Annotated in this window: 20 protein-coding genes and 1 pseudogene; 3 read left to right on the top strand and 18 right to left on the bottom strand. The window is 36.6% G+C overall.

All coding sequences use genetic code 11. The features are described from left to right. The first annotated feature begins 82 nt into the window (after positions 1 to 82). Positions 83 to 607 carry a GNAT family N-acetyltransferase gene (locus GMA13_RS01590; protein ID WP_255882441.1) on the top strand — a complete coding sequence of 175 codons (525 nt, stop codon included), beginning with the start codon at positions 83 to 85 and terminating at the stop codon, positions 605 to 607. Between the two features lie 917 nt (positions 608 to 1524). On the opposite strand, the gene GMA13_RS01585 is transcribed toward GMA13_RS01590, so the two are convergent. The 6 genes from GMA13_RS01585 to GMA13_RS01560 form a co-directional block, all read right to left on the bottom strand. Continuing rightward, a complete protein-coding gene (locus tag GMA13_RS01585; RefSeq protein WP_255882440.1) occupies positions 1525 to 2550 on the bottom strand; it encodes a class C sortase in 1026 nt (341 codons plus the stop codon). Further along, positions 2543 to 3403, bottom strand: coding sequence for a class C sortase (locus tag GMA13_RS01580; protein WP_255882439.1), 861 nt, complete (start codon positions 3401 to 3403; stop codon positions 2543 to 2545). The genes GMA13_RS01585 and GMA13_RS01580 overlap by 8 nt, the downstream gene beginning before the upstream one ends. 34 nt (positions 3404 to 3437) lie before the next feature. Then, positions 3438 to 4301, bottom strand: a complete 864-nt coding sequence (locus tag GMA13_RS01575; protein WP_255882438.1) for a class C sortase — start codon at positions 4299 to 4301, stop codon at positions 3438 to 3440. 141 nt (positions 4302 to 4442) lie between these two features. After that, positions 4443 to 6239: a SpaH/EbpB family LPXTG-anchored major pilin gene (locus GMA13_RS01570; protein ID WP_255882437.1), complete on the bottom strand. Its 1797-nt coding sequence runs from the start codon at positions 6237 to 6239 to the stop codon at positions 4443 to 4445. A gap of 82 nt (positions 6240 to 6321) precedes the next feature. Next, complete coding sequence (locus GMA13_RS01565; RefSeq protein ID WP_255882436.1) at positions 6322 to 14094, bottom strand: SpaA isopeptide-forming pilin-related protein; 7773 nt, start codon at positions 14092 to 14094, stop codon at positions 6322 to 6324. 453 nt (positions 14095 to 14547) lie between these two features. Beyond that, the gene (locus tag GMA13_RS01560) at positions 14548 to 16011 is read right to left on the bottom strand and encodes a LuxR C-terminal-related transcriptional regulator (RefSeq protein ID WP_255882435.1); all 1464 of its coding nucleotides are present in this window, start codon (positions 16009 to 16011) and stop codon (positions 14548 to 14550) included. Positions 16012 to 16311: 300 nt separating this feature from the next. Between GMA13_RS01560 and GMA13_RS01555 the strand changes: the two genes are divergently transcribed. Both GMA13_RS01555 and tnpA read left to right on the top strand, forming a co-directional pair. Further along, positions 16312 to 16674, top strand: a complete 363-nt coding sequence (locus GMA13_RS01555) for a helix-turn-helix domain-containing protein (RefSeq protein WP_255882434.1) — start codon at positions 16312 to 16314, stop codon at positions 16672 to 16674. 652 nt (positions 16675 to 17326) lie between these two features. Next, positions 17327 to 17754 (top strand): annotated as a pseudogene (gene tnpA, locus GMA13_RS01550) (IS200/IS605 family transposase). Between the two features lie 240 nt (positions 17755 to 17994). Here the strand turns inward: tnpA and GMA13_RS01545 are convergent. The 12 genes from GMA13_RS01545 to GMA13_RS01490 form a co-directional block, all read right to left on the bottom strand. Beyond that, positions 17995 to 18288: a hypothetical protein gene (locus GMA13_RS01545; RefSeq protein WP_255910277.1), complete on the bottom strand. Its 294-nt coding sequence runs from the start codon at positions 18286 to 18288 to the stop codon at positions 17995 to 17997. After that, positions 18239 to 18481, bottom strand: coding sequence for an RHS repeat-associated core domain-containing protein (locus GMA13_RS01540; protein WP_255882432.1), 243 nt, complete (start codon positions 18479 to 18481; stop codon positions 18239 to 18241). The genes GMA13_RS01545 and GMA13_RS01540 overlap by 50 nt, the downstream gene beginning before the upstream one ends. 5 nt (positions 18482 to 18486) lie before the next feature. Next, the gene (locus GMA13_RS01535; RefSeq protein ID WP_255882431.1) at positions 18487 to 19002 is read right to left on the bottom strand and encodes a hypothetical protein; all 516 of its coding nucleotides are present in this window, start codon (positions 19000 to 19002) and stop codon (positions 18487 to 18489) included. After that, positions 18992 to 19660: an RHS repeat-associated core domain-containing protein gene (locus GMA13_RS01530; RefSeq protein ID WP_255882430.1), complete on the bottom strand. Its 669-nt coding sequence runs from the start codon at positions 19658 to 19660 to the stop codon at positions 18992 to 18994. The genes GMA13_RS01535 and GMA13_RS01530 overlap by 11 nt, the downstream gene beginning before the upstream one ends. A 48-nt stretch (positions 19661 to 19708) precedes the next feature. Then, positions 19709 to 20098: a DUF5071 domain-containing protein gene (locus GMA13_RS01525; protein ID WP_255882429.1), complete on the bottom strand. Its 390-nt coding sequence runs from the start codon at positions 20096 to 20098 to the stop codon at positions 19709 to 19711. A gap of 159 nt (positions 20099 to 20257) precedes the next feature. Beyond that, a complete protein-coding gene (locus GMA13_RS01520) occupies positions 20258 to 21139 on the bottom strand; it encodes an RHS repeat-associated core domain-containing protein (RefSeq protein ID WP_255882428.1) in 882 nt (293 codons plus the stop codon). Next, positions 21123 to 22397, bottom strand: coding sequence for a pitrilysin family protein (locus GMA13_RS01515; protein ID WP_255882427.1), 1275 nt, complete (start codon positions 22395 to 22397; stop codon positions 21123 to 21125). The genes GMA13_RS01520 and GMA13_RS01515 overlap by 17 nt, the downstream gene beginning before the upstream one ends. 37 nt (positions 22398 to 22434) lie before the next feature. After that, on the bottom strand, positions 22435 to 23097 hold the full coding sequence (locus tag GMA13_RS01510; RefSeq protein WP_255882426.1) for an RHS repeat-associated core domain-containing protein: 663 nt from the start codon (positions 23095 to 23097) through the stop codon (positions 22435 to 22437). Further along, positions 23066 to 23698: a hypothetical protein gene (locus GMA13_RS01505; RefSeq protein ID WP_255882425.1), complete on the bottom strand. Its 633-nt coding sequence runs from the start codon at positions 23696 to 23698 to the stop codon at positions 23066 to 23068. Before GMA13_RS01505 ends, GMA13_RS01510 begins: the two co-directional genes overlap by 32 nt. A gap of 20 nt (positions 23699 to 23718) precedes the next feature. Further along, positions 23719 to 24693, bottom strand: a complete 975-nt coding sequence (locus tag GMA13_RS01500) for an RHS repeat-associated core domain-containing protein (RefSeq protein ID WP_255882424.1) — start codon at positions 24691 to 24693, stop codon at positions 23719 to 23721. Next, positions 24659 to 25156, bottom strand: a complete 498-nt coding sequence (locus GMA13_RS01495) for a hypothetical protein (protein ID WP_255882423.1) — start codon at positions 25154 to 25156, stop codon at positions 24659 to 24661. The genes GMA13_RS01500 and GMA13_RS01495 overlap by 35 nt, the downstream gene beginning before the upstream one ends. Before the next feature lie 72 nt (positions 25157 to 25228). Continuing rightward, positions 25229 to 25462, bottom strand: a complete 234-nt coding sequence (locus tag GMA13_RS01490) for a hypothetical protein (protein WP_255882422.1) — start codon at positions 25460 to 25462, stop codon at positions 25229 to 25231. Between the last annotated feature and the right edge of the window lie 67 nt (positions 25463 to 25529).

Here is a 25529-nt window from a genome sequence, read left to right as displayed (position 1 = left end):
TATCCGCACCAAAAGCCTTTTGCAGGTTAGCATAACCTACGAAAGGCTTAATTTATATTATAAACAAGAAGGAGGAATTTCAATGAGTACATTAACAACAGACAGACTGATTTTACACCCTTTTAGAGAAGGTGACGCTGAAATGATGTATCGCAACTGGACAAGTGATGAAGATGTTGCAAAATACTGTCATTGGCACAAACACGAAAATTTAGATACCACAGCTTGGCTTTTGAATATGTATCTTAACGAAGCCGCATCCGGTTTTGAATATCGCTGGGCAATAACCGAAAAGAATAATGACGAACCGATAGGCGCAATTGATGTTGTAGCTATTACCGACGATAACAAAACTGCTGAAATCGGTTATGTACTTTCAAAACAGCATTGGAATAAAGGTTATATTACTGAAGCATTCAAAGCTGTGATTGATGAGTTGTTTAGTAATGGATTTACAAAAATTACTGCGGCACACCACGTTGATAACCCTGCTTCCGGCAGAGTTATGGAGAAATGCGGACTACGATTTGTCGGTTATGATAAATCAATCGCAAAATGGGGTTCTGATGAACTTTGTGATGTAAAACTTTATGAACTGGTAAAATAAACGTGGCAGACGAACTAAATTTAGGTTATGATTTTGAGAGGAGTGCAGGTTTAATTCCTGTCACCCGCACCACTAAAAACTCGATTTTATCGGGCTTTTTTTCATTCTAATTTTCTTATGCTCTGAAGTATGAGATTATGTATACTTCCATTTGTGCAGGGGATTGCAAAGTGCTTAGTAAAATCAGCTTTGAGGTTTATCTCTATTCTTAACTTCTTATTATATTCACTTAATAATTCGCATATTACCTTTAAAATTGATTTTTCGTGATTATTCTCCGGTTGCTTTAAATCTATTGATTTCTAAAGGTATTATATATTTCATTTAAAGTCATAATATTTTGATTATAGTATTTTACACCAAATTTGTGTAATCACCTGTTTATTCTAATTCAATTGTCGTATTCATACTCGCAGAACCCGCACTATAATACGTTTCTGGCTCATAACCAAAACCTTTAAGTTGTACAATTTCACCTTTTTGTATTTCAGAGTTTAGCGTTACAGATTTAACATATTCTCCCGGTTTAATAGCACCTGTTGCTCCGATAGTATTATTACTATTATCTTACACCTGCAGTTTGACCCAAACAGAATTATTAAAATCGGAAGTAAAATATACATCTACATTATCATCTTTTAGTTTTAATATCCCAAGCACATATATATTATACTTAATTGATATAGCTTGATGATATCATCTTCTAAGCACAGTTTCATAGTAGATATTTTCTGATAACCGCTTATTCATCTTGTTAGTTCTTGGAATTTGCTTTTTCTTCATTCTTTGTAGTGCATTGTTATAGTATTGCATTGAAATTTACTGTTGTTGTGCGTTCTTATATGATTTCTAAAAAACAAAAGATCGCAAGCTCTATACTTGCGACCTTTTGCCATTTTGTTAAGAATAATAACCGCTTATTCTCTATTCATCTTTACCCGCCTATGTAGAATTATCACCAATGTCATAACAAGTAAAAAAATCGGCACCATTATATAGGAGATTCTTTCAATTAAAATAGTACTTTCTGAACTTTTGTATTTTTCCGAATTATCACTCTCTTCTGTCGCATACAGATTTTCCTCTTGCTGAATTTTCTCATTCTCTTTATTATCAGCAGTTGACTCTGTTTGCAGCTTTGAATTATTATCATAACTTACTCTGCTGCAAAAAACAGCGTATCTATAGGTACTCGCCCAATACGGGTGACAAGTTATAAGTGTAACCATATCCTTATTCTTTTGAATTAAAATTTCATCTATATCATCCGGCTGTATTATTTTAATATCGCATACTTCATATGAAAGCGTAGTCCAGAGATTGTCAATATACACCATATCCCCTATCTGCATTTGTTCGATATCCAGAAAGTATCTTGCTCCGTTCCAGCCCCTGTGACCTGCGATAACGCAGTTTGTGTTATTGCCTCCTATCGGCATTGAGGTTTCTCCAAGCTGAGCTGCTCCCTTTGACATATTATTTCCTGAAGCTCCCAGATAAATCGGCATATTTAAATCGTTCATTCTCGGCACTCTCAAAACGCCAACTGCACTGTCATATAACCCAAACTCAGACAGGTCAACGCTTGCTTGCTCGTATGACCAAGCATCACACAATCCTTTCTGTCCGTTCTTATAAATATCGTAATTATACTCCTGCATCTCCTTATACAGTTCATTGTACTTCTCGCTATCGGTTGTATCAACAGCAGTATTACTTTTTCTCTCTTCTTCAGACAATTCTGTGTTGCCGGAATTGTTGTCATCTGCCTGCGCATCACTCTGTACGGATTTCCTTATATTTTCAAAATTTTCTATTACTATTGCAGAATTTTTCTCCGATATATACCCCGAAATGATCGGATATAAATATATAATCAATCCGAACATAAAAACTAACGCTACAAGAACATATGAACAAATTTTAATTATATTTTTATTCATTATTTTTTCTCTTTCTGCATATGCGTAAAACAATCTTTATTAAAACGTAAATGAATAATATTCCTGTCATTACTAAACCGCCGATAATAATGGCCGACATATATTCCTCGTTGTATGTGCTCTTTTCCACCCGTGAAGGCTGAGCCTCTTTTTTAGATTCAACATACGGTATACGAGTACCTCTTACCAGCAAGCGGTGAGTATTAAGTCCGTAAGGTGTACAGGTAACAAGGGTTACATAATCATTTTCGTCATCAATTTTTAAATCAGATGTATCAGACGGTTCAACAACTTTAATTTGATCAATGCTGTAAGCAAGGGTCTGATTCATAACATATATATAAAACACATCTTCCTCTTCAAGCTTATCAATATCAGTAAATAGCTTTGCATTTGAAAGTCCCGTATGTCCCGTTAAAACAGTATGAGTACCCTTTCCGCCTATCGGCAAAGATGTATTTCTCATATGACCGATACCTTTATTTAAAACATCATCACTTGTACCATGATAAATTGGATATTTGATTTTCAGTGCAGGAATTTCAATACAAGCCATAACAGAAGTCCCGTCAATATTCAGTAAATCATAATATTCATCGTCAGTTTCAATCTCTTTACCAAACGGGTCGCCTATATTATAATTCCCCTTAAGACTGTCATTATATTCTTGTGCAAGAGCAAGCTGTTTGTCATATTCCTCAGAGTCTAAATTTGATGCAGCACTTAAATATGTCTGTACTTCGCTGTCCGAATTCATACTCATTAAAAAGTTACTCGCCAGAGGATAACCGATAATACCGATTCCTATCGCCATCAAAACAATAAAGATAATAACTGTTATAACTTTTTTCATATTATCTGCCTCTCATAAACCCTTATAATCACCCTTAATCTTCTTTATGTTTTCTGCGTTTGGAAAGTAATTGCTTAATAATGATAAAAATTATAATAATTAATACAAGCGCCACAGCTCCTGCAATAAGTGCTTTTTTATATTCAAGCATCCATGTACTTTCTACAGGGGCTGTATTTTCAACAATAGTCTTAGCTTCTTCATAGGGTATTCTTGTACCTCTTACCAACAGTCTGTGGGAATTTACGCCGTAGGGAGTACAGGTTATGAGAGTTACATAATCCTCCTCGGAATTTATTTTCAAATCATTTGTATCCGTGGGTTCAACCACCTTGACTTGGTCAATTTTGTAGGCAAGAGTTCTGTTAAGCACATAAATATAAAACACATCACCCTTTTCCAACTTATTTAAGTCAGTAAACAGTCTTGCAGAAGACAGTCCTGTATGTCCTGTAAGAACAGAATGAGTACCCTCTCCACCGATTGGAAGTGATGTTTTTTGCAGATGACCTACGCCATTTAAAAGCGTATCCTGGCTTGTACCGTGATAAATCGGAAGCTTAACATTAATTCGCGGTATCTCAATACTTGCCATAATTGAATCATTATTTAAATTGAGCAGACCTTCATACTCAACATTTCTCTCCTGCTGAAATCCCGGATCAAACGGGTCAGTAAGCACAACATTCCCCAATAAACCTTTATTGTATTTTTCCGCCCGTGCAAATGCTTCATCCAAAGTGTTGTCGTCAGCTCTTTCCACTGCAGCCTCCTGCTCTGCAATTTCACTGTTATGGTTCTGACTCATAAGATAATTGCTTATAAAAGGATAGCAAATCAAGGTTAATCCGGCAAGCAGTACAATAGCCCCGACTATACCGATTAATATTTTTCTCATTTTGCATCCCCTTTCAGCCACGCAATACGGAAATACACAATAAAAGTTTATTTATAGATATGAACCTGGGAGAACAGATTTCTCTGTTCTCCCAAATCACTGAAAATTATAAAATTAAAAATGAAAACACAATAATTTCAATTACTTATCAGTTGCTTTCTTCTTGCGAAGCTGTGAAAATATAATGATAGCAACTGCCATCACAATGCCACCGCCGATTGTGAACAGGAGAAGACCTGTACCACCTGTGAGCGGAAGATCAAACTGCTTTGATACGTTGTTTACTGTAAAGAGGAATTTACCAAGGTTAGTCTCTGAAACATTGAGTGTTGTATCTCCTACAGTTGCAATTACTTTACCTGTGATTTTGCCGTCAGTTTTCTCTTCTGATACAACAATTGTAACATCACTTGCAAGCTTGCTGAAGCCTTCAATGCTGTTTTCCTCGACAAGTGTGTATGTGCCAACATCAAGACCATCAACAGCAAGAGAACCTGTCTTTGTAGGATTAAGTGCCTGAGTAATTGTATATTTAACCCCGTCAATTGTAACTTTTGTACCTTCAGCAGGCTCGGTTGATTCATCATCAGCAGTTGCAGGATTATCTGTCATCTTTGCATCGTAAGCAATATACTTGCCTGACTCGCTTGTAATGAACCAGAGCTTTTCGCCACCGTTTGAAAGGCTGAATTCAACTCCGCTTGCGTCAATATCTGTGCCGTCAGCAGCTGCGCCGTTGAATGTCTTTGTAAGATCCATACCGTATGTGTAAACAGTTGTTTCATCAGGCTCTGTATCAACATCATCAGACTCAACCTGAGGGTCGTTATCATATGTAATTTTAACGCTGTTCTTGTTGCCGTTAGGACCTACAACAGCATCCTCGTTAACAGTTGCAGAATATGTAAATTTGATCTTCTTACCCTGATACTGGTTAATATTTGCCCACTTAAAATCAACTGTTATTACTGTATTATCTGAAGCATCAGTTGTTGTTGTAAGTGTGTAATCAGTATCTTTTGTAAGTGTTACGGGTGTACCACCATTGTCAATTACAACTGCAAGGTCATTATTAAATGTAAGTCCCTTTGACATTGTATCGGTAAGGGCATATTTTATGCCTGCTACAGTTGTATCAAACTTCTCTTGAGTTGGATATAAAACTGTTGCCTCTGTCCATGATGTCGGAAGTGAATCGCCGTAGAATGGAAGATTAGCAGTTACCTGATAAGGAACATTGTCGCCGATTGCTACTGTATCCTCATCAAGAAGTGTAGGATTAGTTTCTCCTTCAGCAGTAGGACCTACAATAGCCTTGTCAGGACTTACAGGAGCATCCTTAGGGCTTGCAGTAATATCGTAGTTCCATGTTTTGGTTGTTTCGTCCCATTCAGGAATAGAAACCAAGAAGCTCTGTGAAACAACTGTGTATCCCTTTGGTACTTTTGTTTCTGCAACAAGATAAACACCGATTGGCATATCGCCGAATGTGTATGTACCAGCTGGATTTTCTGTTGAAGTAAGGCCTGTCTGCGGAGCAGTTTCATTCTGAGCAACAGCCTGCAAAGCAGGAATCATCTTTTCAAAAATGTCTGTGCTTGTAAAAGTAAGACCGCCTGTTGTTTTGTCTGTTGAGTAGTCGTCCTGCTGCATAAGCTTGTCAAGAGTCCATGCTGTTTCGCCTACTGTTACACTAACGTCTTTGTAAGCGTCAAGAGCCTTAAAAGTACCGTCAGATGTAAGCTGTGCAACCTGATATGCAGTAAACTCTGCACCTGTTACAGCCTTACTCTTGTCGCTATCAGACTCATACTTTGTGAGGGTTAGCGTACCTGTTGTTTTCGTTGGGTCAAGCACTGATGCTGCTGAAGCTACTGTGCTGAACATCATAGCCCCAACTAATAGCATGCTAATAAAAATTGCTGCAAATTTTTTCATAAAATTATTCCTCCTTATTTTTTTATTTTATGATTTAACGGGCATTTGCAAGCCCCATTAAACAAAATTAACTACAGCAGAATTATGCTGAATGTTTAGGGGATTTTTTCTTCTTTTTTGATACAAAGAAGAAAATTCCCACTCCTGCTAATACCAATACAACACCTGCAATAATCAGCCAATTAAATTCGTTTACACCTGTAAGCGGAAGCAAATCATTTAGATTTGTAGTATTAGTGATTGTAAATGTTATATCTCGATAGTAGTTATAACCGTTTTCCGTATAGGATGGCTCTGATGGCGTAGATATAATGCTGTTGTTATCAACACCTACTGCAAGCTTGTAGGGCAACTCAACCTCAATAGAGCTTGCCAGCAAATTGTAACCCTCAACAGTGCTTATCTCAGTAATACGGTATTTACCCTCAGGAAGATTAGGCAATACTATTATTCCGTCAGACTTTGAACCGTCCGGCATTGTGCCACCTGTTGTAAATGAACTCATACCCTCTCCCTCTTCAGAAGAGTCCTTGATTATATATCCGTTTTCATCATAGCTTACGAGAATCCATTTACCTGTATCAGTATCAAAATGCTCAAGCTTGAATATAACTCCGTTAAGCGGGTTGCCGTCCTCACCAAGCTTGTTCAAGGTGATTGAACACTTGCTGGCACTGTCTATAATACCGAAATTCAAATAGCTCTTAGCATACTTGAAGCCATCACATACAGCGTTAATTTTGTTTGTATAGCTTCCACGGTAAATTTCTGCTGCACTTGGCATAATAGTGCTGACATTATATGATGTAATATTTTCTTTATCATCTTTATCAGCAGACGCCAGATTTCGTGAGCCTACAACCGTTTCGGTTCTTGCCTCAAGCAATTTTTTTGTTGGCTCATAGTCTTCAAACCGTTTGTCGTTTATTTTTTCATTCTTTTCCTTTAGAATTACAACCTTATAGGTACCCGAAGACAGCTTGTCAAAGCTGTAATAGCCGCTATCATCGGTAATTGTTGTTAAGCCCGTATCAGCATAATTATCCGTGCCTTCTTCAAGAAGATAAAGTGACATTGTAACATTCTTTAAACGCTCCTCAGCTTCATCAACAAAACCGTCAATATCCTTATCAAGCCATACATAACCGTTAAGACTTCTTCCGACAATTGTCGTAGTTACAGGCTTTGAATAACCGTTCATACCTATATTCTGGTCAGTATCTCTTGCATAGAAGAAAGTGTTGTTAACATAAACATCGTTCGCCTTACCATTATATTCAAGCGTAACTGAAACTGTAATGCTTTCAGCCACAGCAAGCTGTACGCCCGATACGCTTATTGCAGTAACATTATTTGCATTTGTAGGAGTATATGTACCTCCGCCACCGACATCTGCTCTGATTATATTTTTCCAGGAAGAACCGGTCGGATTAATCAATCCCTCTCCGTCAACATTCAGATTTTCCGCTGCGTTAGTCGCCGCCCCTGAACTGCCGGTAAGATAATTTCTCACATTTTTGTCCTGCGAGTAATACACTCCTCTAATAGTAGCAGCACCGCTTTGAGTGATTTTTAAAGATTTAAGATTAAAGCTTACATCACTGCCTGTTGTTCCCGAAACAGACTCATCACCATATCCTATACGAGTATCTCCAAGATACGGAAGAACATCAAGAATTGCAAAGGTAACAGGAGATGAAAAATCGGAGTTTGTATAAGTAACATTATAGGTCAGAGTATTACCGTCGCCTGCATCATCATAAACTACATCAACCTTCTTTGTAATACCCGGCTGCAATACATTTATAGTTACTAGCTTACTGTCTGATAAATATCTGCCGTCGGATAAAGCCCAATAAAATACAACATTGTATAAACCCCTGTCATCGGCAGTAAATTTCGTCTGACCTGTCCATTTTTGATAGTTTATGTACTCGGCTGAATTTTCGTTTGCAGAAGCACTCATATTTATTTTTGAATTAACGCCTTCGTCATTTACCCTGTATATTTTTACAATTGTCTGTCCGTATTGCCTGTTTTCTGCATCAGGATTTGTATCAGAATTATAGTCATATGAGCTTCCGATTACAGATTGTTTTACAAGTGAATCTGCAATTAATCCCATATTTTCTGAAGCGGTATCAACATAAGAAGAACATTCGGTAAATGCCGATGTCATAGCATAGTATGTGCCATATGTACGCTCATCAGTAGTATCCTGTTCTCTTTCAAACGTGTTATTAAACTTTTTGATACCATAATTGCCCGATGTTCTTCCCTGATTTATGTAGTTATCATAAATGCCAAGTCCGATTTTATCGGTTATTGCATATCCGGCTGTAAAAGCAAAATTATAATATGAAAAGCCGTTATCCTTAATATTGGTAAAATTAACATCAGGTGAAGAATTTTCGTCATACCTTACGATATTCTTTGAATTTGCCTCAGCTTCACTGCCGCTGTTCTCATAAACAGACACCTCGGCATCATTGCCTGCTTCAAGATAAACAGTAGGAATCAAGCGCAGGTTACGAGAACCGACCACACTCTGATCCGTTACTGTCGGTGATACACCCGGATCGCTTACAGGGGACTCAATAATCTGGTAATATGCAAGTATGTCGCCATAGTCGTTCACAAGATCATTATAGTAGCTTACCTTTTCAGGGTCACCACTGTCCCTTAAATACTTCATATACGCTATAAGCGTTGACTGATCATTTATAGAAGCACCGTTAAATGTACTGCCGCTGAGAACCTTGTAGTAAATTTCAGCTGATTCCTCAAATTTCTCTAAATTATCAAGATAAGCCATATAAGCCAAATAGTTTGACTTCCAGTCATTATATTGCTGACTGTAGCCGTAGCCCAAGGCTGAAATTGATAGCCACTGCTTGCCCGGCATAAAGCTGTCAACATAATAATGCGCAATGTTATCATCCGGTCTTGCACCTATATATTCATCTTTAAGAACATCAACCAACAAATCTACAACCGGCGTATTAAATGTTCCGGTAGAATTATTGCCGTCAACCGTGTAATCAAGACTAAAGCCCGTACCGTTTCCAAGTTTGCTGTAAAACTCACTGATACTGTTGCGTTCAGAATTTATCTGCCATGTAACTCCACGCTCACCGCTGTTCTTACCCGAGGTGAATTCAAAACCCGAAGTAATGTCACGAACTGTATCATAAACAGTAGTAGGTGCTTTAAAGCTGTCAAAGGATACCAGCTGATAATCGCCTACGACATACCAAGTAAACTTGCTGTCGTCAATATCTGTAAGGTTACAATCCGCAGGAGATGTTTCAACAGTAATCTTACCTGTACTCGGATCAAAATTTATAGTAACATCACACACGCTGACATTAGACATATCTCCGTTTAAAAGAAGGTAATAGTTATCGCCAGTTCCGTCACCGTAGGAAATGCCTGAATCCCAGTTTCCGTTTGCTGCTATCTTAAATGGATAGCTTAATGTCTCACCGTTCCTGCCAACCTTAATGTCAGTGTACACCTTGGTATATGTTCCGTCCGGATTTTGGGTCATTGCGCCCGCCTCAGAAGCCGCAATCTCATCGGCTTTTTCACCGGGCTTACCATTGTCCAAAAGTCCCAGCCAATTGTAGCCTGTAAGCCCCTTATCACCCAAAACAGAGTAAGAAGTTATTTGTACTTCCTTTATAACACTATCCGAAACGTCCGTGCCATCTTCTGTGTCGAGTGCGTAAAACAAGGTAATATCATTTTTAGGATTATAGGTAAACCTTATATCATACTCACTTTTATCGCCGCCGAGATAAAATGAAATGTTATCTCCGCTGTCGTTGCCATATTCAATAACCTTAAAAGCGTAATTATCGCCTGATTTTACACCCCTCTTTATATATTCATATACACCGTCCTCCTCGTTATAGGTCATAACGGCATTTTCAGTATTCCAGGTTTCACCCATAAGATTTTCCGTACCCGTAACAACATATACCTTTGTGTCGAGAGATTCGGCAGGGTCGGTAGAAACAGAAATCATACCCTTCGCCTGGTTAAATGTAATTGTTACATCAGCACTATCCTTAAGCTCGAATTTATAATTTTCGGTACTGTCATTTTCGCCCCAGCTTAAATCAAGCGAGCCGTCAGCAGCAACCTTAAATTCATATGTACCCGCAGGAATATTTTGAAAGGTTTTGCGGTAAAGCGATGTACCCGGAACAACGTCCATTCTTCCGTTTCTGATTGCTGAAAGACGATACTGCTCTTTTGACTCTTCGGATTGGTCTTTAGGGTGATCCTGATCGCCAAGCCAATGATAGCCTGTTAGAGTCTCAGAGCCTAAAACAGTATAATAAGTAGCCTGAAGAGACTGCATAGCAAACTCTTCATCCGGCAAATCGGCTGTTTTAGCACTGACTGTAGTTTCACCCGTCATAGAATTATAAGTAAAGGTTACACTGCACACTGCATTTTCGTTTTCAGTATGAGGATTAATATAAAAATAGCTGTTTGAGCCCTCATCAACTGCATCTTTAATGACCTTGTAAGCATAGTTTTGGTTCATTTTGACATTATCAAATGTAACCTTATATATGCCCGAACCTGTAGCGGTTTCGGTCATTCTGCCTTTTTCTGCAGCAGCTAACTCGCTTCCCGCCTGAAGCCAGTTATATCCTGTCAAGGACTGCTGACCGATTACAGAATATCCTTTAAAATCAAATGAAACTTTTTCTTCGGTCGAAATATCAGTAATACAATCAGGATTATCAGCCGTTACTGTGGTTATATGCGTTTTGCTGTTAAACTTAAAGGTAACGCTGCAAGGCTTTGTAAGCGTAAATCCCATATTATCAGATTTTCCGCTTACACCATAGCTTTCGTCCCATTTATGGTCTTTTGCAATTTTAAACTGATATGTTGTAGGAACAAAATTGCCGTCGGAATCCTTGTCAGGCTCAATATAATGGGTATGCGTGTAAACATCAGACTCACCGCTTAATTGCATATCCCAATCGGTATTAGTAACATTCCAACCGTTGTATGGAAAACTTCCGGCAATTGTCCAGACCTCCGAAACAACTTGAGTTTCTGTTCCGCCAAGTAAAATTAACTTTTCAGTATCAGTAGTATTGCCGTTCTCATCAATCCAGTTACCTTCGGAATTTTTCATTACAGCGTAAATTTGATAATCATTTGAACGAAGTCCATTGTACTTAAATTTAATTGTTACATCACAGTCTTCGGAAGGAACATTAAGTACACAGTTTTTACCGTCAAACTTATCAGCACCGTAATTATATGCCATTGAGTTGTTTGCCTGAATTTTAAACTCATACTCACCTGCGGCAAGGCTATTATATGTGGTTTCAAAATAACCTGTTGCTTCATTATAGGTAAGCTTATTATCCTCAACTGCACAAGCCCAGTCATTATCGGTTGAAAGTCCACCACTGGCAGTGTTCATTCGGTAGTCCCAGTGATTAAGCAAAACAGTCGCTGTGGAGGCCTGGGAATAACGATATGCAGTTATAATCTCACTTTTGCTGTCAAAACCTGCAACCTCATGCGATTCGGAACCGTCAGTTGTGCTTTCGGTTTCGGGTATGTAAAACGGAGAGGTACTAAGAGGAATTGCCTTGTTGTCAAGGGTCGCAAGGTTTCCGCTGCCATCCAAATCAAACAACATAAATATCTTTAACTGAGGATAATAATCTGTTACATAATTCCACACAGCGCTGTTTGAACCGTCTTTATCCATAGCATAACCGTTAGGACCGCTTGGAAAGTCGGTAAGGCCGTCCATCCTTTTTATTTCTGAGGCTTCGGTATAAATACCTGTTATCCCTGTTAGCGAGAAAGTATCTTTATTCTCAACATTTTTATCTTTGAACGCCTTAACATTGCGCATACCCACAGCCATTTCGTGCATTGCTGTGGTCTGCATATCATAGAAACAGTTTTCAAAATATCCGAAGTTATAATTTTTTATTTCCTCCGGCAAAACAGAAGCATATGTAATATCTTTATAAATATTTACGCCGTTGAATTGCAGCATATTGCCGTATGTTTTTTCGTACCAATACACATCGGGACTTATTACCCCAATAAAACCGCCTGTCGGATAATAATCAAGTATATCGTCGCTGGTGTCTCTTCCCTCATCATTGCTCAGATAAGATGTTTCCAAAGTTTCAGCTCTATCCTTATTAGTAACAGTAAGAATGTTGCCTACCTCACCTGCAGCGTAACAATTTATATAGAAAGAACCGTTAGCAGTTACATTTTCACCGTTTATATTTACGGTTGTACCTAATGTATAGTTTTCATCCAAACCAATAAATCCGCCAATATATTTACCTGCATAGTCCATACCTACCATAGCTGTTGAATAGCAGTTTTTATAGACTGTTGAGCCTGCCTCGGTACTGTTATGAATACTTCTTGTACTACCTTCAGTACTTCCGTATTTAAACCACGTCAATGAATTTGCACTGTAAACCTTTGTTGGATCAGCATAAATATTTTGTAATGCTCTGTATGTATTATCAAGTCCGGTAAAGCCTCCCATTGCACTTTTACCCTCAACAATACCGGTACTATAACAATTTTCAAAGTAGTTGCCTATACTCCGCTGTCCTGCGTCATCATACATTTTTGCAGGTCGAGAATCTCCAGGATAGGCACATCGTCCTATAAAACCGCCCGTATTATATCCGGCGTAAATCGTATTGTTAGTAAAGCAGTTACGAACAATCAATGACTGACCGCAAGAAATAAAAGACCCTGAGTCAGAACCTGTTGAAAACAACTCGCAGTCAACAGAATAAGAATTTTCAATAACAACAGGATAAACAGGAGTTGTTGTTTCAGGCTGATAAACAAATGCCTCAGGGGTTGACGGCATCTCTGCATTATACTTTACCGACGGAAATACAGATGACGCATCTGCAAGCTGTGTATATGCCGCAATTCCGGCAATATGATCTAATCCGTATATATAATAATTTTGGGTTGAACAGTTTTCTATGAACATATTGCCGGCAGCAGAATTTTCACCGACAAGTCCTCCTATTTTTCCGTTATCACTTTGCATATATGCACTATCGGAATGAACATTGTAAATATATGTCATTCCATGATTTCTGTTTGGAGAGGCATAACCAAAATAACCATAAATTAATCCGCAGTTACCTTTTCCCAAAACCATGGACGAACGAAATCCCATATTTTTAACAATAAGTCTTTTGTTCAAGTTGCCAAACAAACCGACTGCACCTGAAGCAGAATAAATTTTTAAATTATAAAGAGTGTGTCCGTTTCCTTCAATATATATTGAGTTAGTCGCACTATTGCCACCACTCCTATTAAGAGGGGTCCATTGTTTATTACCCTGGCCGTTAAAATCAAGGTCATTTTTAATATTTATTTTTATATTGGTTGTATTATCAGTTGTAGATACACACTGCTCCATAGCCCAGCGAAACTGCTGTGGTGTGCTTACATCATATACTTTATATGTTACTGAGGATTCCTGATTTTTTTTAACCCCCTCAGCAGAAGTAGAATAATCAGTATATACATCTTTGTAGTTGTAAACTTGGTTATATGATGATGTTACAGCTGTACTGTTTCCGTTCCACTTGGTTAAATTAGTCGAAGTCCAATTAAAAAAATTATTATTGTCTAAAACATTTTGATTAACCAAATTGGCTGCTGTTTCTTCCAAAGATGTAACACCAAAAACCTTGTTTTCAATTTCTGCCCATCTTGCTTTCTGAAATTCAGAAATATTTTCATACGCAGTCTGACTGTTATTTGAAGCCGCATTTATATTTATGGGTGGAAGTAATGTGAAAATCATAATAATTACGAAAATGGAAGCAATTACTCTTTTCCCTGCATTAGAAAACTTGTTATGCATTTTACTTTGTAAATATTTATAATTGACTTTTTTAATATTTACAAATATTTCTCTGGGAGTCTTCATTATCGTTTTCACATCCTTTAAGAAAATTTATCCCTATTATATTAAACCATTAATTTAATTTTATTATAGCAAAACATCATTTAATAAATAACTGTGTGAATTATCTGTTTTACAGCTCTAATAATTTTATAATTTTTAAAAGTTCCATATGATTTCTTATTTAACATTCTAAAAATGGTAAACAAAAAAACTAATAAAATGCCAGAAACTATTAGTTTTCTTGGATAACCCGCTGTAGATATATTCTGTAGTTTTATTTTTAAAAGTCCTGTTTTCACTTACAAAAATTGTTAGTCAGCACATATTTGTCGTCAGTACGACATATTTTTATTGGTTGTCGTTTTTATCATTGAAAAATAATAGCTTTATCATCATTGAGCGTCTGTTAACTCCAAATTTACTAAAGATATTTTGTATATGATAATTAACCGTACTTTTTGAAATATACAGTTGCTCTGCTATTTCTGCATTAGACCTTCCTTCGGCAACCAAGTTCGCAATCTCTTTTTCTCGGTCTGTCAAGCCTTCCATCAATTCGGGCTCTTTTAGTGAAGATTTAAGTGATACAAGGTTCTCGCTGTATTTCATTTTTAATTTGAGAATGTTGTTATATACATCTTGTTCATTTTCTTTCAAATATTTTTCACTGGCTTCGCCAAGAAGCTCGAAATATTCCACAAAAGGCATTAATAAATCGTCATGTTTTGCTATTTCAATTGCTTTTTTCAAATAATCAATACATTTATCCTCCATATAAAGTTTGTTATAACAAACCGCCATAAGTATATATAAATAAAGGAAACTGTAGTACGAAACATAATGCTGCCCACTTGCAGCCTCTATAAGAACATCAGCAAAGGCTATTGCTCTTGCGTATTCCTTCCTTTTCACTAAATAGCTAAGATGAACAAAAAGAGCATTGTACCTGGAGGTTACAGTAAGCCTGCTGTCATTAAAATCTGCTCGCTTCAGCCATTCAGGTATACGTTCAGTAAAATCACAGATCAAAAAAAGCTCAGACTTTGCAATTTCAACCGATGCCTTTGTTACTTCGCTATCAATATGAATTTTATTAATCATTTCTATTGCACGCTTCCAGCCCTCAGCATCTCCTTTATAAATTGCGTTATGTGCAAGTATATGGGCAATACCAAGCTTAACATCTGGCGCACTGTCCTGTGTAAACATGGCCTTATAAACTAACAGCTCAGATTCTGTATTATTGCCCTGATGAAAAGCAAGCTCAGCCATAAACAATAAATCCAAACCACTCTTATATCCTGTTATAAATTCAAAAAGCGGCAGCTTTTCGGAAATTATTTTACTGATTTCATTAGCATCACCGGGTGTTCGCAAAAATATTCCAAGTGTAAAATGACCACCCATACTTAAAGAAATTTCAGGAATTTTTAAGTCAGTTCCATTCAAATATTCTTTAGCTTTCTCCCAGTAGACCGCCATTTTATCAATTTGAGGAAAATATTTATATGATTCAACCGCAGAGTAATAGGCTTTAATGATTGGAGATTTACATAAATTATTCTTACTGAAGAAGTTATTAAATTTATTATAATCTTCTGACACAAAAGCATTATATGCATCAACAATTTCTTCTTTAGTAATACTACAATTTGACTTTCTGTCTGACTTTGGCTTTGCAGTTTCCGGAATCATCCAAACATTTGAAATTTTTTCAGCTCCTTCAATTTTACCTGAGGCACACATTCTCTGAACTGTTCTTAATCCGATTTCCCACTCTCTGCTTGCTTCTTCTGCTGTAATGAACTTCATATATGATACCTCCAAACATCCAAATATAAATTATATTATTATCGTTCATTTATTTTCATATTAGTTATTACGAAAAATTCATTTACTTAAATAATTATTTATTATATGGCATGCTAAATAATATCAAACATATAATTGCTAACTGAAATAATTTTTTATTTCTCTAAACAAAACATAATCCAAATTTTTGTATGCAGTACTGATTTCTTAATCAAGTTTTCGATTTTAAAACTATTGTGCTGTAAAATGTTTTTAATAAAAAAACTCATTGTATTACTGTATTGCAAAGGAGAACAAAGAATGTTTGATTTCGGTCTGCGTATCAGAGAACTTAGGGAAAATCATAAACTTTCTCAGGATGAATTAGGGAGAAAAGTTGGAAGAAGTAAGTCTGTAATAAGCAGCTATGAGAATAATCTGAAAATTCCTCCTTTAGAAATTTTTACAAATATTGCAGTTGTATTTAATGTTTCACTTGATTACCTTGTAGGTATTGATAAAGAAGAAATGGTATCGGTAGAGGGCCTTTCAGAAGATGAAAAAAGAATTATAAACATTATCCTTTTAGAATTTAATAAAAAATCCGCTTGTTCTAATGGTCTGTCCGACAGACAGCAATTAATTTTATCCCTTCTTATGAAAAAATTTTTACAAGCCAAGTAATTACTTCTTTATTATGTAAGTATTAAACTGACTAAATACTTTTTATAAACTTGAGAATTTAACTATTTCTTTATACATCGGTTATAACATTTTCTTATGTAATTAAAAAAAACTTATTAATACTCCAAATTCCTGCATTTATATTATATCAAATTTTATATTTTTAACACCTATTCATATTACCAGTCTTTTGACATTCTATTTTATCACACTTACGCAAATAAAAATGCACCATATTTTTATAAACATCATTATTATATATACTCATTTTGCTAAAACACTTGGAAAAAATGATTAAAACCTATTGCCATTTTTTAAATTATTCCAATTCAAAAATTGCTTCTTAATTTTTAGCTATCTTCAATAAAAGAATAAATTGTCGTTTTAGTGACATTTAATTTAGTTTTCCACGACGCGACACATATTCGATGTTGGCAGGCGACAGCTTTATGTCGTCTGCTATTGTTTTAATGGGTTTAACCAGTTCAACGCCGTGCGTTGAACAAACAACCACCCACTATGCGGGTGTGCATAAAAAGTTATACAAAAAAATCACCAATCGATATACAATAAGATTGTTCAAGTCTATTGTAAATAAAGAAAGGTGATTTTATTGGCTAATCAAACAAACAGTTTGTCACATACAAAATGGATGTGCAAATACCACATAGTAATAGTACCGAAATACAGAAGAAAGATGATATACGCACAATTAGAAAAAGCTTGCAAGATATAATCCGACAACTGTGTAAATATAAGGGAGTAGAAATACTTGAAGGGCATATGATGCTATATCACGTTCATTTGCTTTTATGTATACCACCAAAGATAAGTGTTTCAAGTTTTATGGGATACCTAAAAGGAAAAAGCGCATTAATGATGTTCGACAAACACGTAAATCTGAAATACAAGTTTGGCAACAGACATTTTGTGGCAGAAGGATATTTTGTGGATACAGTAGACAAGAACAAAACTGCAATTGCAAAATACATACGAAATCAACTTGAAGATGATTACACAAGCGACCAACTGCACTTTAAAGAATTTACAGACCCGTTTACGGGTAGCAAGAATAAGTAAGCAAAAAAAGGCAGCTGCTTGAAGCGGCTGCCCGTAATAGTGATGCGTTTCTAAACCTTCAGTACCCCTTACAGGGGTATGCCGGCATTAAACCCTTCTAGGGATTGTGCAAACCACCAGTTTACTCGTGGTTATGATTCTAATTTTCTTATGCTCTGAAGTATGAGATTATGTATACTTCCATTTGCGCCGTAGATTTCAAAATACTTTGTAAAATCAGCTTTGAGGTTTTTTCAACTCTTAACTTCTTATTATATTCTTATATTCATATATTTTAATCTCATCAATCAGCAATCTTAAGTTAGCATCACTGATAGCACTGTCTTTAATAACATTGTCAATCAGGTCAACTGTTTTCTTGAGTTCCGATTTGCGTTTTTTGATTGTAGTGTTATAGTCTTTGATGGATTCAATTTTTTCAATTATCTTTTGAATATCATTTTCACAGGCTTCAAGCATTTCCGTATAAACATCTGCGTGTTCCCTATCCTTGGGTTGATAGATTATTTTTACAATAATTATGCATATTGACATCTGTTATGCTGGTACCCGTCTGGAAGTAACCATCGGCATTAAGAAACCTATGGGTTACCGGGTCATAATAACGGCTCATCAGGTAATACATACCTGTTTCGTTATCCATATAATACCCACGATAACGGAATGGGTTGAGGTTGCCGACGTGGTTCGGGTCTGTTATAGCGTTGCCGTTGCCGTAACAAGGCAAACAAATTATAAATCTTCAACCTGAATTGAAGCTATCACATCGTTATCATCAAAGATTATTTTTACAACGAACCCATCACTCGTATAATGCCTTGAATGTTTCGGCACATCGGGAAACAAATTATCTATATATATATAATCTCCGTTCGGATCAAACGCTTTAACATCATCTAACGTTTGCCCCACTGAAAAAAATTGAAAATCTAAACTTGTCCTATTATCTCGAAAGAAAAGTGGGGACTCATTTTTACGTAATTTATGAATCATTTTGACATCTATTTCTGTGTAACCGCTATTCAGCATAAATTCATCTACATTTTTTACGCTGTCATCAAAACTCAAACGGCGCAACAATACATATGTTTCAAGTCGAAAATATGCAGTATTTGCCGAATATTGAGGGTCTATCTGATCATCTGTAAGCACGTTATCAAGAAGTTCAACAGAATCAGATAAATATACATCTGTGATATACCCTAAACATTTGTTTCTAACATTTTTCTTTATTATATCATCCCGCAACTGCTTTTACCCCCTCACATAACGAACCGAACAGTATTGGTATTGCCGTATCATCCATTATTCCTATTACTGTAACATCATCCACAGCAATTAAAACTATGCCAACACTTGAAGCAATAATTAATGTTGCTCCTAAAATCACATTTCTTATTGAATAAGACTCAGGACTATCCAACTCATATTTCCTAATATGACAATTTGGATCATAATTTATTATAGGATTATTATTACAATATGCAAATACATTACTTCCTAATATACCAGTACTACCGTCTATCCTATCGTCCGCATTTACGAACCTATGCGTTACAGGGTCATAATAGCGGCTCATCAGGTAATACATACCTGTTTCTGTATCCATATAATAACCACGATAGCGGAACGGGTTGAGGTTGCCGACGTGGTTCGGGTCTGTTATAGCGTTGCCGTTGCCGTCCTTTATTGATGTAACATTGCCCCAACTGTCATAGGTGTATTTCGCTTTTAGGTCGCCGTTGCCATTGTATATGCCGACTATGTCGCCTCGCCAGTTGTGAGTGTAGTAATATACATATTCCGTGCCGTTCGGGGTCAGGCGGTAGTTCACCGCACAGAGAGTTCCGTTTGAGTCATAATAATAATGGAAGTATTTTTCGCCTCTTGTTTCATAGAGCAACATTCCGTTTTGCCACCAAAAGGTGATGCTTGATGGTATAATTCGCAAATATCAGCTGTCTGCTTTCAGCATTCTCAAATTGCTTTCCCAAACATCATCGTCTAACGCTTGTGCATATTTTAAACAAATTGTATATGAATGCTGAAATAATTGTTCATTCACCATTCCTTTAAGCCTGTTAAGTATGCAAAATGCTCCTGGCCAATTCATATCCTGCAACCATTCCATTAATTCGATCAAATATGGAGATAATTCTTCATTCGACCTTGCAGATAGAATTTTTGCACAATTGTCCCAAACATTTTTTCCATAATAACGGTTGCCAGGTTGTAGAAAAACATTAATGCATTTTACATTTTTGGCCAACTTAACGCCTTGCTCTTGCTTTTCTATGCTGTTATTCCAATCAAGCAAATCCATTATATAATCAATATTAACCATTCAACTAACACCATCCCATTTTATTGTAACTAATTTTACTGCTTGCGTCCAAATTGAACTTGAGCCAGCGCTGACCCAATCTGACATGGTTCCATCAACTGGATATACACTAACATGTGTTGCTCCGTCTCGAACAGCATAAACAATACCCGTAGCATTTTAAGCTTCGATTGTTGTCATTGAACAACCAGGCGCTGGAACAGTTGAAAAGGACAATCCCCTGCCATCTCTTAAATCTTTTGCCTTCGGGGTCAGATTTCCAGGGTTAGTACCGCCATACCTATAAATAACAGTAGGTAAGGGCTGTGAAACTGTAGTATCCTTTTCTTTTTCTTCAACTTTTGGAATAGATATTGAAGAAGATTGTGTTGCTTGATAAATTCCGTATACAACAGCGCCAACTGTTAGTAATGCTGCTCCAGCAGCTCCGATTATATCCCCAATCGGGAGAGGACCGTCAGCTACCGCAGCACCTCCACAGCCAGCATAAGCAGGCGATAATACTCCTATTGCTTTTCCAATTTCATTTACAGCCGTCTTGGCGAATTCCCAAATTGCACTCCAGAAATGTCCCGTAGGATCAACCCGATTTATAGGATTATTCCCACAATATGCATTCATGTTAGTATCCAGAACACCCAAACCCGTCTGGAAGTAACCGTCCGCATTTACGAACCTATGCGTTACCGGGTCATAATAGCGGCTCATCAGGTAATACATACCTGTTTCTGTGTCCATATAATACCCACGATAGTGGAATGGGTTGAGGTTGCCGACGTGGTTCGGGTCTGTTATAGCATTGCCGTTGCCGTCGGTAATAGACGTAACATTGCCCCAGCTGTCATATGTGTATTTCGCTTTGAGGTCGCCGTTGCCGTTGTATATGCCGACTATATCTCCTCGCCAGTTGTGAGTGTAGTAATATACATATTCCGTGCCGTTCGGGGTCAGGCGGTAGTTCACCGCACAGAGAGTGCCGTTTGAACATATGCTGAAACGTATACAGTTTACTAAATTTATGTTTTCACATGAGTAGAGCAATCAATTTTTCTAAAACACACATGACATTTTTTTGTGGGATAGATGTTTCAATTAAGAATGAAAGATTTGTTGGAACAAACAATGCTTTCGCTGTTTCTGATAGTATTACTTTATCAATATTTTCGTATTTGGCTTTGCGATACAGAGGGGCAGATACTTTGCTGTTTAAGACAAAATACGAAAAAAGATAATTCCGATTAAGAGCAACAGGGTCATCTAAATCTATAAGCTGATTTTTAGTAAAAAAAGTAATAGACGAAAGAAATTCCATCTCACTAACAGAATTCTTCAGTGAGCCTATGCTCTGAATTGCAGTCTTTAGACATTCAGAAAAATCAGAATTATTAACACTGAACGAAACCGAAAGTCTGTTAAAACCGCAAAACGAAAACAGTTCAGTATATACTTCATCAGTAAAAGCTGATTTTTCACGAAGCTCAATTCCCAGCTTACTTCCACAACCTTCACCAAGAACTGAGGACAAAACTCTTACTGCTTCATAATCCAATATTGGAGGCACGTCAAAAAACAGGGTTATATCGCTTTCTTCTTCATCACACGATATTACTTTGCAGTCACGTTTTAGACTCCTGTGTGCAAAATTCTTAGGAAAACATATAACAGGTTCACAGACAACTCCAACTTTGGGGAGGCTTTCAAGCTTGCTTTTTGCGTAGTATAACATATCATTGTCAGCACATCCTGTTATTACAACGCAAGAATTCGCAGGGGTAAGATATGTTTTCTGCCATTTGAGGACATCTTGAATATTTATTCTTTCTAAAGTTTCAACATCACCCATAATAGACTGAGAATAAGCAGTATCATCAAAATAATTTTCGTCAAGCCACTCATTGTAGCTTTGGCTTTTGTTCTCTATTTGCTTGATAACCACGCTTAGCTCTTTATTAAACTCCTCACTTGTCCAACTTGTCTCCAAAAAGTGCCTTAACATTAAATCAAATGCTTGAGTGAAATATTCACTAACCACCGTAATTTCAAAGCTCAAGAGGTCATGATATGTTTTTCCGAGGATCTCGGCACCCAATACCTGCATCTTAAAATAAAGCTCGTTTTGGCTTAAGTCGTATAAGTGCCTGAAATGCAGATGCTCTAAAAGGTGTGTAATGCCTCTGTTGTTATCGTTTTCATACAGAGAGCCTATTCTGAACCCCACACCTATTGTTACACTGTGCAAATGACATAATTGATGAGTAATCAGTGTTATCCCATTATCAATCTTTTTAATACTATACATACATCATAATCTCCTCACACTAAACAAGCTAATTTATTTAGTTAAAGATACGAGTTATATCATCCCAAATTTTTTCGTATATAGGCTTATCTCCTGTATTAATTACATATTTATACATATTTTCAAATGTATTTTCATTCTTAAATAGTGGTAAATCATACAATATGTCCTGTCTTAATTGATTATTGGCAAAATATTCGGAAATTGGCACAGCAGTATCAGAGGGAAGTGTTATTTGTTCGTTTCTTTTTATTTTAGTTCCTTTCGCTTTTCTGCTATGTTCTTCCCCATTTATATGTCCTTGGTTACGTTCTCTAAGTCCTAACGGCTGCCTATTTTCACTCCCTTTTTTCTTGTCCTTACGTTGGACCTTTTCTTTCGTTCTCATAACCGCATTACTATTATTACAAACGTGATCTCCACGCACTCTTTGATGTAAACAAATGCAATCTGTACCATTTGGATCAAAGCAATTCACCGGATTATTCCCACAATACGCATTCATGTTAGCATCCAGAATACCTGTACCCGTCTGGAAATAGCCGTCCGCATTAAGGAACATATGCGTTACGGGGTCGTAATAGCGGCTCATCAGGTAATACATACCTGTTTCCGTATCCATATAATAACCACGATAGCGGAATGGGTTGAGGTTGCCGTTATAAGCTCTATTGCCAGTTAATTTGCATTTCTTTACCATTTACCATCAAGCAATAGGGTTCGTTTGGAAAATTCTGTGCATAGGAGTAAAAACTATATTCAAATGTATCAGGATCACCTGCACAATTATTTATCGCAACATAAGGCTGCGAACCAAAATTGTCAGACAGTATAATATTGCTACTATCAGAAAGACCTACTCCGGTAATATAGTAATCATTTGTTCCGTTTACATTATACACTTTAAGTGAAGTAACATTATCTTTGTCTTTAGCAAACCCATTACTATATACTGAAGTAGTAAATAAATTTGGAATTTTATATCCGCCAGTTGATTTTGGAATAAGATGAATCTCTTCATCTTCTCCGATTAAGGATACAGCACAACACGATTCATTACCGTTAATCACCTTAACCACTTCACCCTGACTATAATAATCTAATAAAGCCTCCGGAGAATCAAAAGTGATAAACATATTTTCTATTGGTTGAGATATAGTAACGATTGCTATTAAAAAAAGCGCTGCAATACATATCTTAAATGGTTTTTTCTTCTTTTTAAACACTCTCAAAAGCAATACAGCACATATAATTATTAATAAAATATATACTGAATATCTAATCATATAATAGGCAGACATTACCTACTCCTCCATATACATTATGCATAGCACGGCTGTGATGTTGGCGACGATATTGGAAAACTATTAATCCCGTAATAAGTCATAACAATACCAACAACCGATAATCCGCTAATGCTAATTTTATCATAATTTATTACAGCTTTATTTTTATCCCATTCAATTGTATGACCTAACTCAACGCAAAAAGATAGCGATGACGGATCAAAATATATAGATAATGCATCTATACAATCCGATTGCTCATTCGAAAACTTTAACCCTATTTCATCTCCACCAATGTTTGCACCAACTGAAAAATCAACAATATTTAATGAGCAATTAGCAGATGAAAGCAAGTAATTATCAGTTCTTCCTGTTGCAGAAAATGTTATTGGTTTTTTCGAATCATTTCCTATTGGATTTGAACTATATTCATTATACACACCAGACTCAACCGTGCCTACAATAATATTAGTGGATGACTTAATTTTTTTAGACTTATTCGTTGCTTTTGCTGACGCACCACTAACAGGATTATCAGGAATAACTATGGCGCTTATTAACGAAGCTACAAAGATCGCAGCAAAAGAAACTAAAGCAACTATGCCCCAAAACTCACCATTTGGATCTGCACAATTCACTGGATTATTCTTGCAATACGCATTCATATTGCTATCCAGAACACCCAATCCCGTCTGGAAATAACCATCGGCATTAAGGAACCTATGCGTTACAGGGTCGTAATAGCGGCTCATCAGGTAATACATACCTGTTTCAGTATCCATATAGTACCCACGATAACGGAACGGGTTGAGGTTGCCGACGTGGTTCGGGTCTGTTATAGCGTTGCCGTTGCCGTCCTTTATAGACGTAACGTTGCCCCAGCTGTCATAGGTGTATTTCGCTTTGAGGTCGCCGTTGCCGTTGTATATACCTACTATATCACCTCGCCAATTGTGAGTGTAATAATAGACTTTTTCACTTATTGTAATATTTTTTTGCTTGTTTGTCATAGGTCAAAAGAAATTTCCAATTGCATGTCCAATAGCCTTTTTTCCTTAATGTATTTACGGACCTATAATTCCACAAAGTAAAAATTGATAAAGGTATTTCAACTAAGCACTCCTTCAGAAAAAGATATGGCCGAAATAACTGAACAAAATCATTTGTAAACAAGGAGGCAAAACAAATAACAACCAATAAAAGTAACCAAAAATACGCAATATAATTACAAGCAATAAAAAATTTTTGATAGCCAAGACAAACCTTTGTATTTTCAAGATACCCTTTTTTTAATAATCTGTCAATGAATGAAAATGACTTTATTAATTTTTTATAATTGCTTTTGCTCCGCCCTGCTTTTAATACCGCTTTAGGGGCTGGTATAATGAAAAACCAAACTACAAATGTTATGCCAGCGAAACCTACCAATCCATCATATATCTTTCTAAACAGTTCTTCTATAATTTTTACCACCTCTTGTTCCGGGAAATTAACAATTATAATAATGCAAGGTGCATTTCTCTACGTTTATAGTTTTGCTCACTCTTATACCGTCTGAATCATAGCTATATTGTATATTATTTGTGCCTTTTTGTAAAGAGGCAAGTTGACGTCCGTTAACTCTTCTTCATGCTGAACATATACGTTGAGCGTCACCTTGCCGTCGCCGGCTGCGGTGTTTACTTCTTTGATCTTATCAATTGCTTCATCGGCGCCGCTTGTTTTGCTTTCAAGTATTATTTCAGCTACAAGCCTGCCGACATTAATTTCATCAGCCATATGTTTTACCTCCGTTTAAATTATTACAATATAAAAAAGCACCTACAACGTAGATGCTTTTTTATAT

Source organism: Ruminococcus sp. zg-924, from assembly GCF_024433635.1.
In the GTDB taxonomy this organism is placed as follows: domain Bacteria; phylum Bacillota; class Clostridia; order Oscillospirales; family Acutalibacteraceae; genus UBA7067.
Note: the sequence above shows the minus strand (reverse complement) of the source record. Positions and strands in the feature narration are given on the sequence as shown.

What these genes read in the sequence shown, in the direction of transcription:
- GMA13_RS01590 (WP_255882441.1), top strand. Translation starts at nt 83, where the DNA reads ATGAGTACATTAACAACAGACAGACTGATTTTACACCCTTTTAGAGAA.
- GMA13_RS01585 (WP_255882440.1), bottom strand. Translation starts at nt 2,550, where the DNA reads ATGAATAAAAATATAATTAAAATTTGTTCATATGTTCTTGTAGCGTTA.
- GMA13_RS01580 (WP_255882439.1), bottom strand. Translation starts at nt 3,403, where the DNA reads ATGAAAAAAGTTATAACAGTTATTATCTTTATTGTTTTGATGGCGATA.
- GMA13_RS01575 (WP_255882438.1), bottom strand. Translation starts at nt 4,301, where the DNA reads ATGAGAAAAATATTAATCGGTATAGTCGGGGCTATTGTACTGCTTGCC.
- GMA13_RS01570 (WP_255882437.1), bottom strand. Translation starts at nt 6,239, where the DNA reads ATGAAAAAATTTGCAGCAATTTTTATTAGCATGCTATTAGTTGGGGCT.
- GMA13_RS01565 (WP_255882436.1), bottom strand. Translation starts at nt 14,094, where the DNA reads ATGATTTTCACATTACTTCCACCCATAAATATAAATGCGGCTTCAAAT.
- GMA13_RS01560 (WP_255882435.1), bottom strand. Translation starts at nt 16,011, where the DNA reads ATGAAGTTCATTACAGCAGAAGAAGCAAGCAGAGAGTGGGAAATCGGA.
- GMA13_RS01555 (WP_255882434.1), top strand. Translation starts at nt 16,312, where the DNA reads ATGTTTGATTTCGGTCTGCGTATCAGAGAACTTAGGGAAAATCATAAA.
- GMA13_RS01545 (WP_255910277.1), bottom strand. Translation starts at nt 18,288, where the DNA reads ATGTCAATATGCATAATTATTGTAAAAATAATCTATCAACCCAAGGAT.
- GMA13_RS01530 (WP_255882430.1), bottom strand. Translation starts at nt 19,660, where the DNA reads ATGTTGCTCTATGAAACAAGAGGCGAAAAATACTTCCATTATTATTAT.
- GMA13_RS01525 (WP_255882429.1), bottom strand. Translation starts at nt 20,098, where the DNA reads ATGGTTAATATTGATTATATAATGGATTTGCTTGATTGGAATAACAGC.
- GMA13_RS01515 (WP_255882427.1), bottom strand. Translation starts at nt 22,397, where the DNA reads ATGTATAGTATTAAAAAGATTGATAATGGGATAACACTGATTACTCAT.
- GMA13_RS01510 (WP_255882426.1), bottom strand. Translation starts at nt 23,097, where the DNA reads ATGGTAAAGAAATGCAAATTAACTGGCAATAGAGCTTATAACGGCAAC.
- GMA13_RS01505 (WP_255882425.1), bottom strand. Translation starts at nt 23,698, where the DNA reads ATGTCTGCCTATTATATGATTAGATATTCAGTATATATTTTATTAATA.
- GMA13_RS01500 (WP_255882424.1), bottom strand. Translation starts at nt 24,693, where the DNA reads ATGACAAACAAGCAAAAAAATATTACAATAAGTGAAAAAGTCTATTAT.
- GMA13_RS01490 (WP_255882422.1), bottom strand. Translation starts at nt 25,462, where the DNA reads ATGGCTGATGAAATTAATGTCGGCAGGCTTGTAGCTGAAATAATACTT.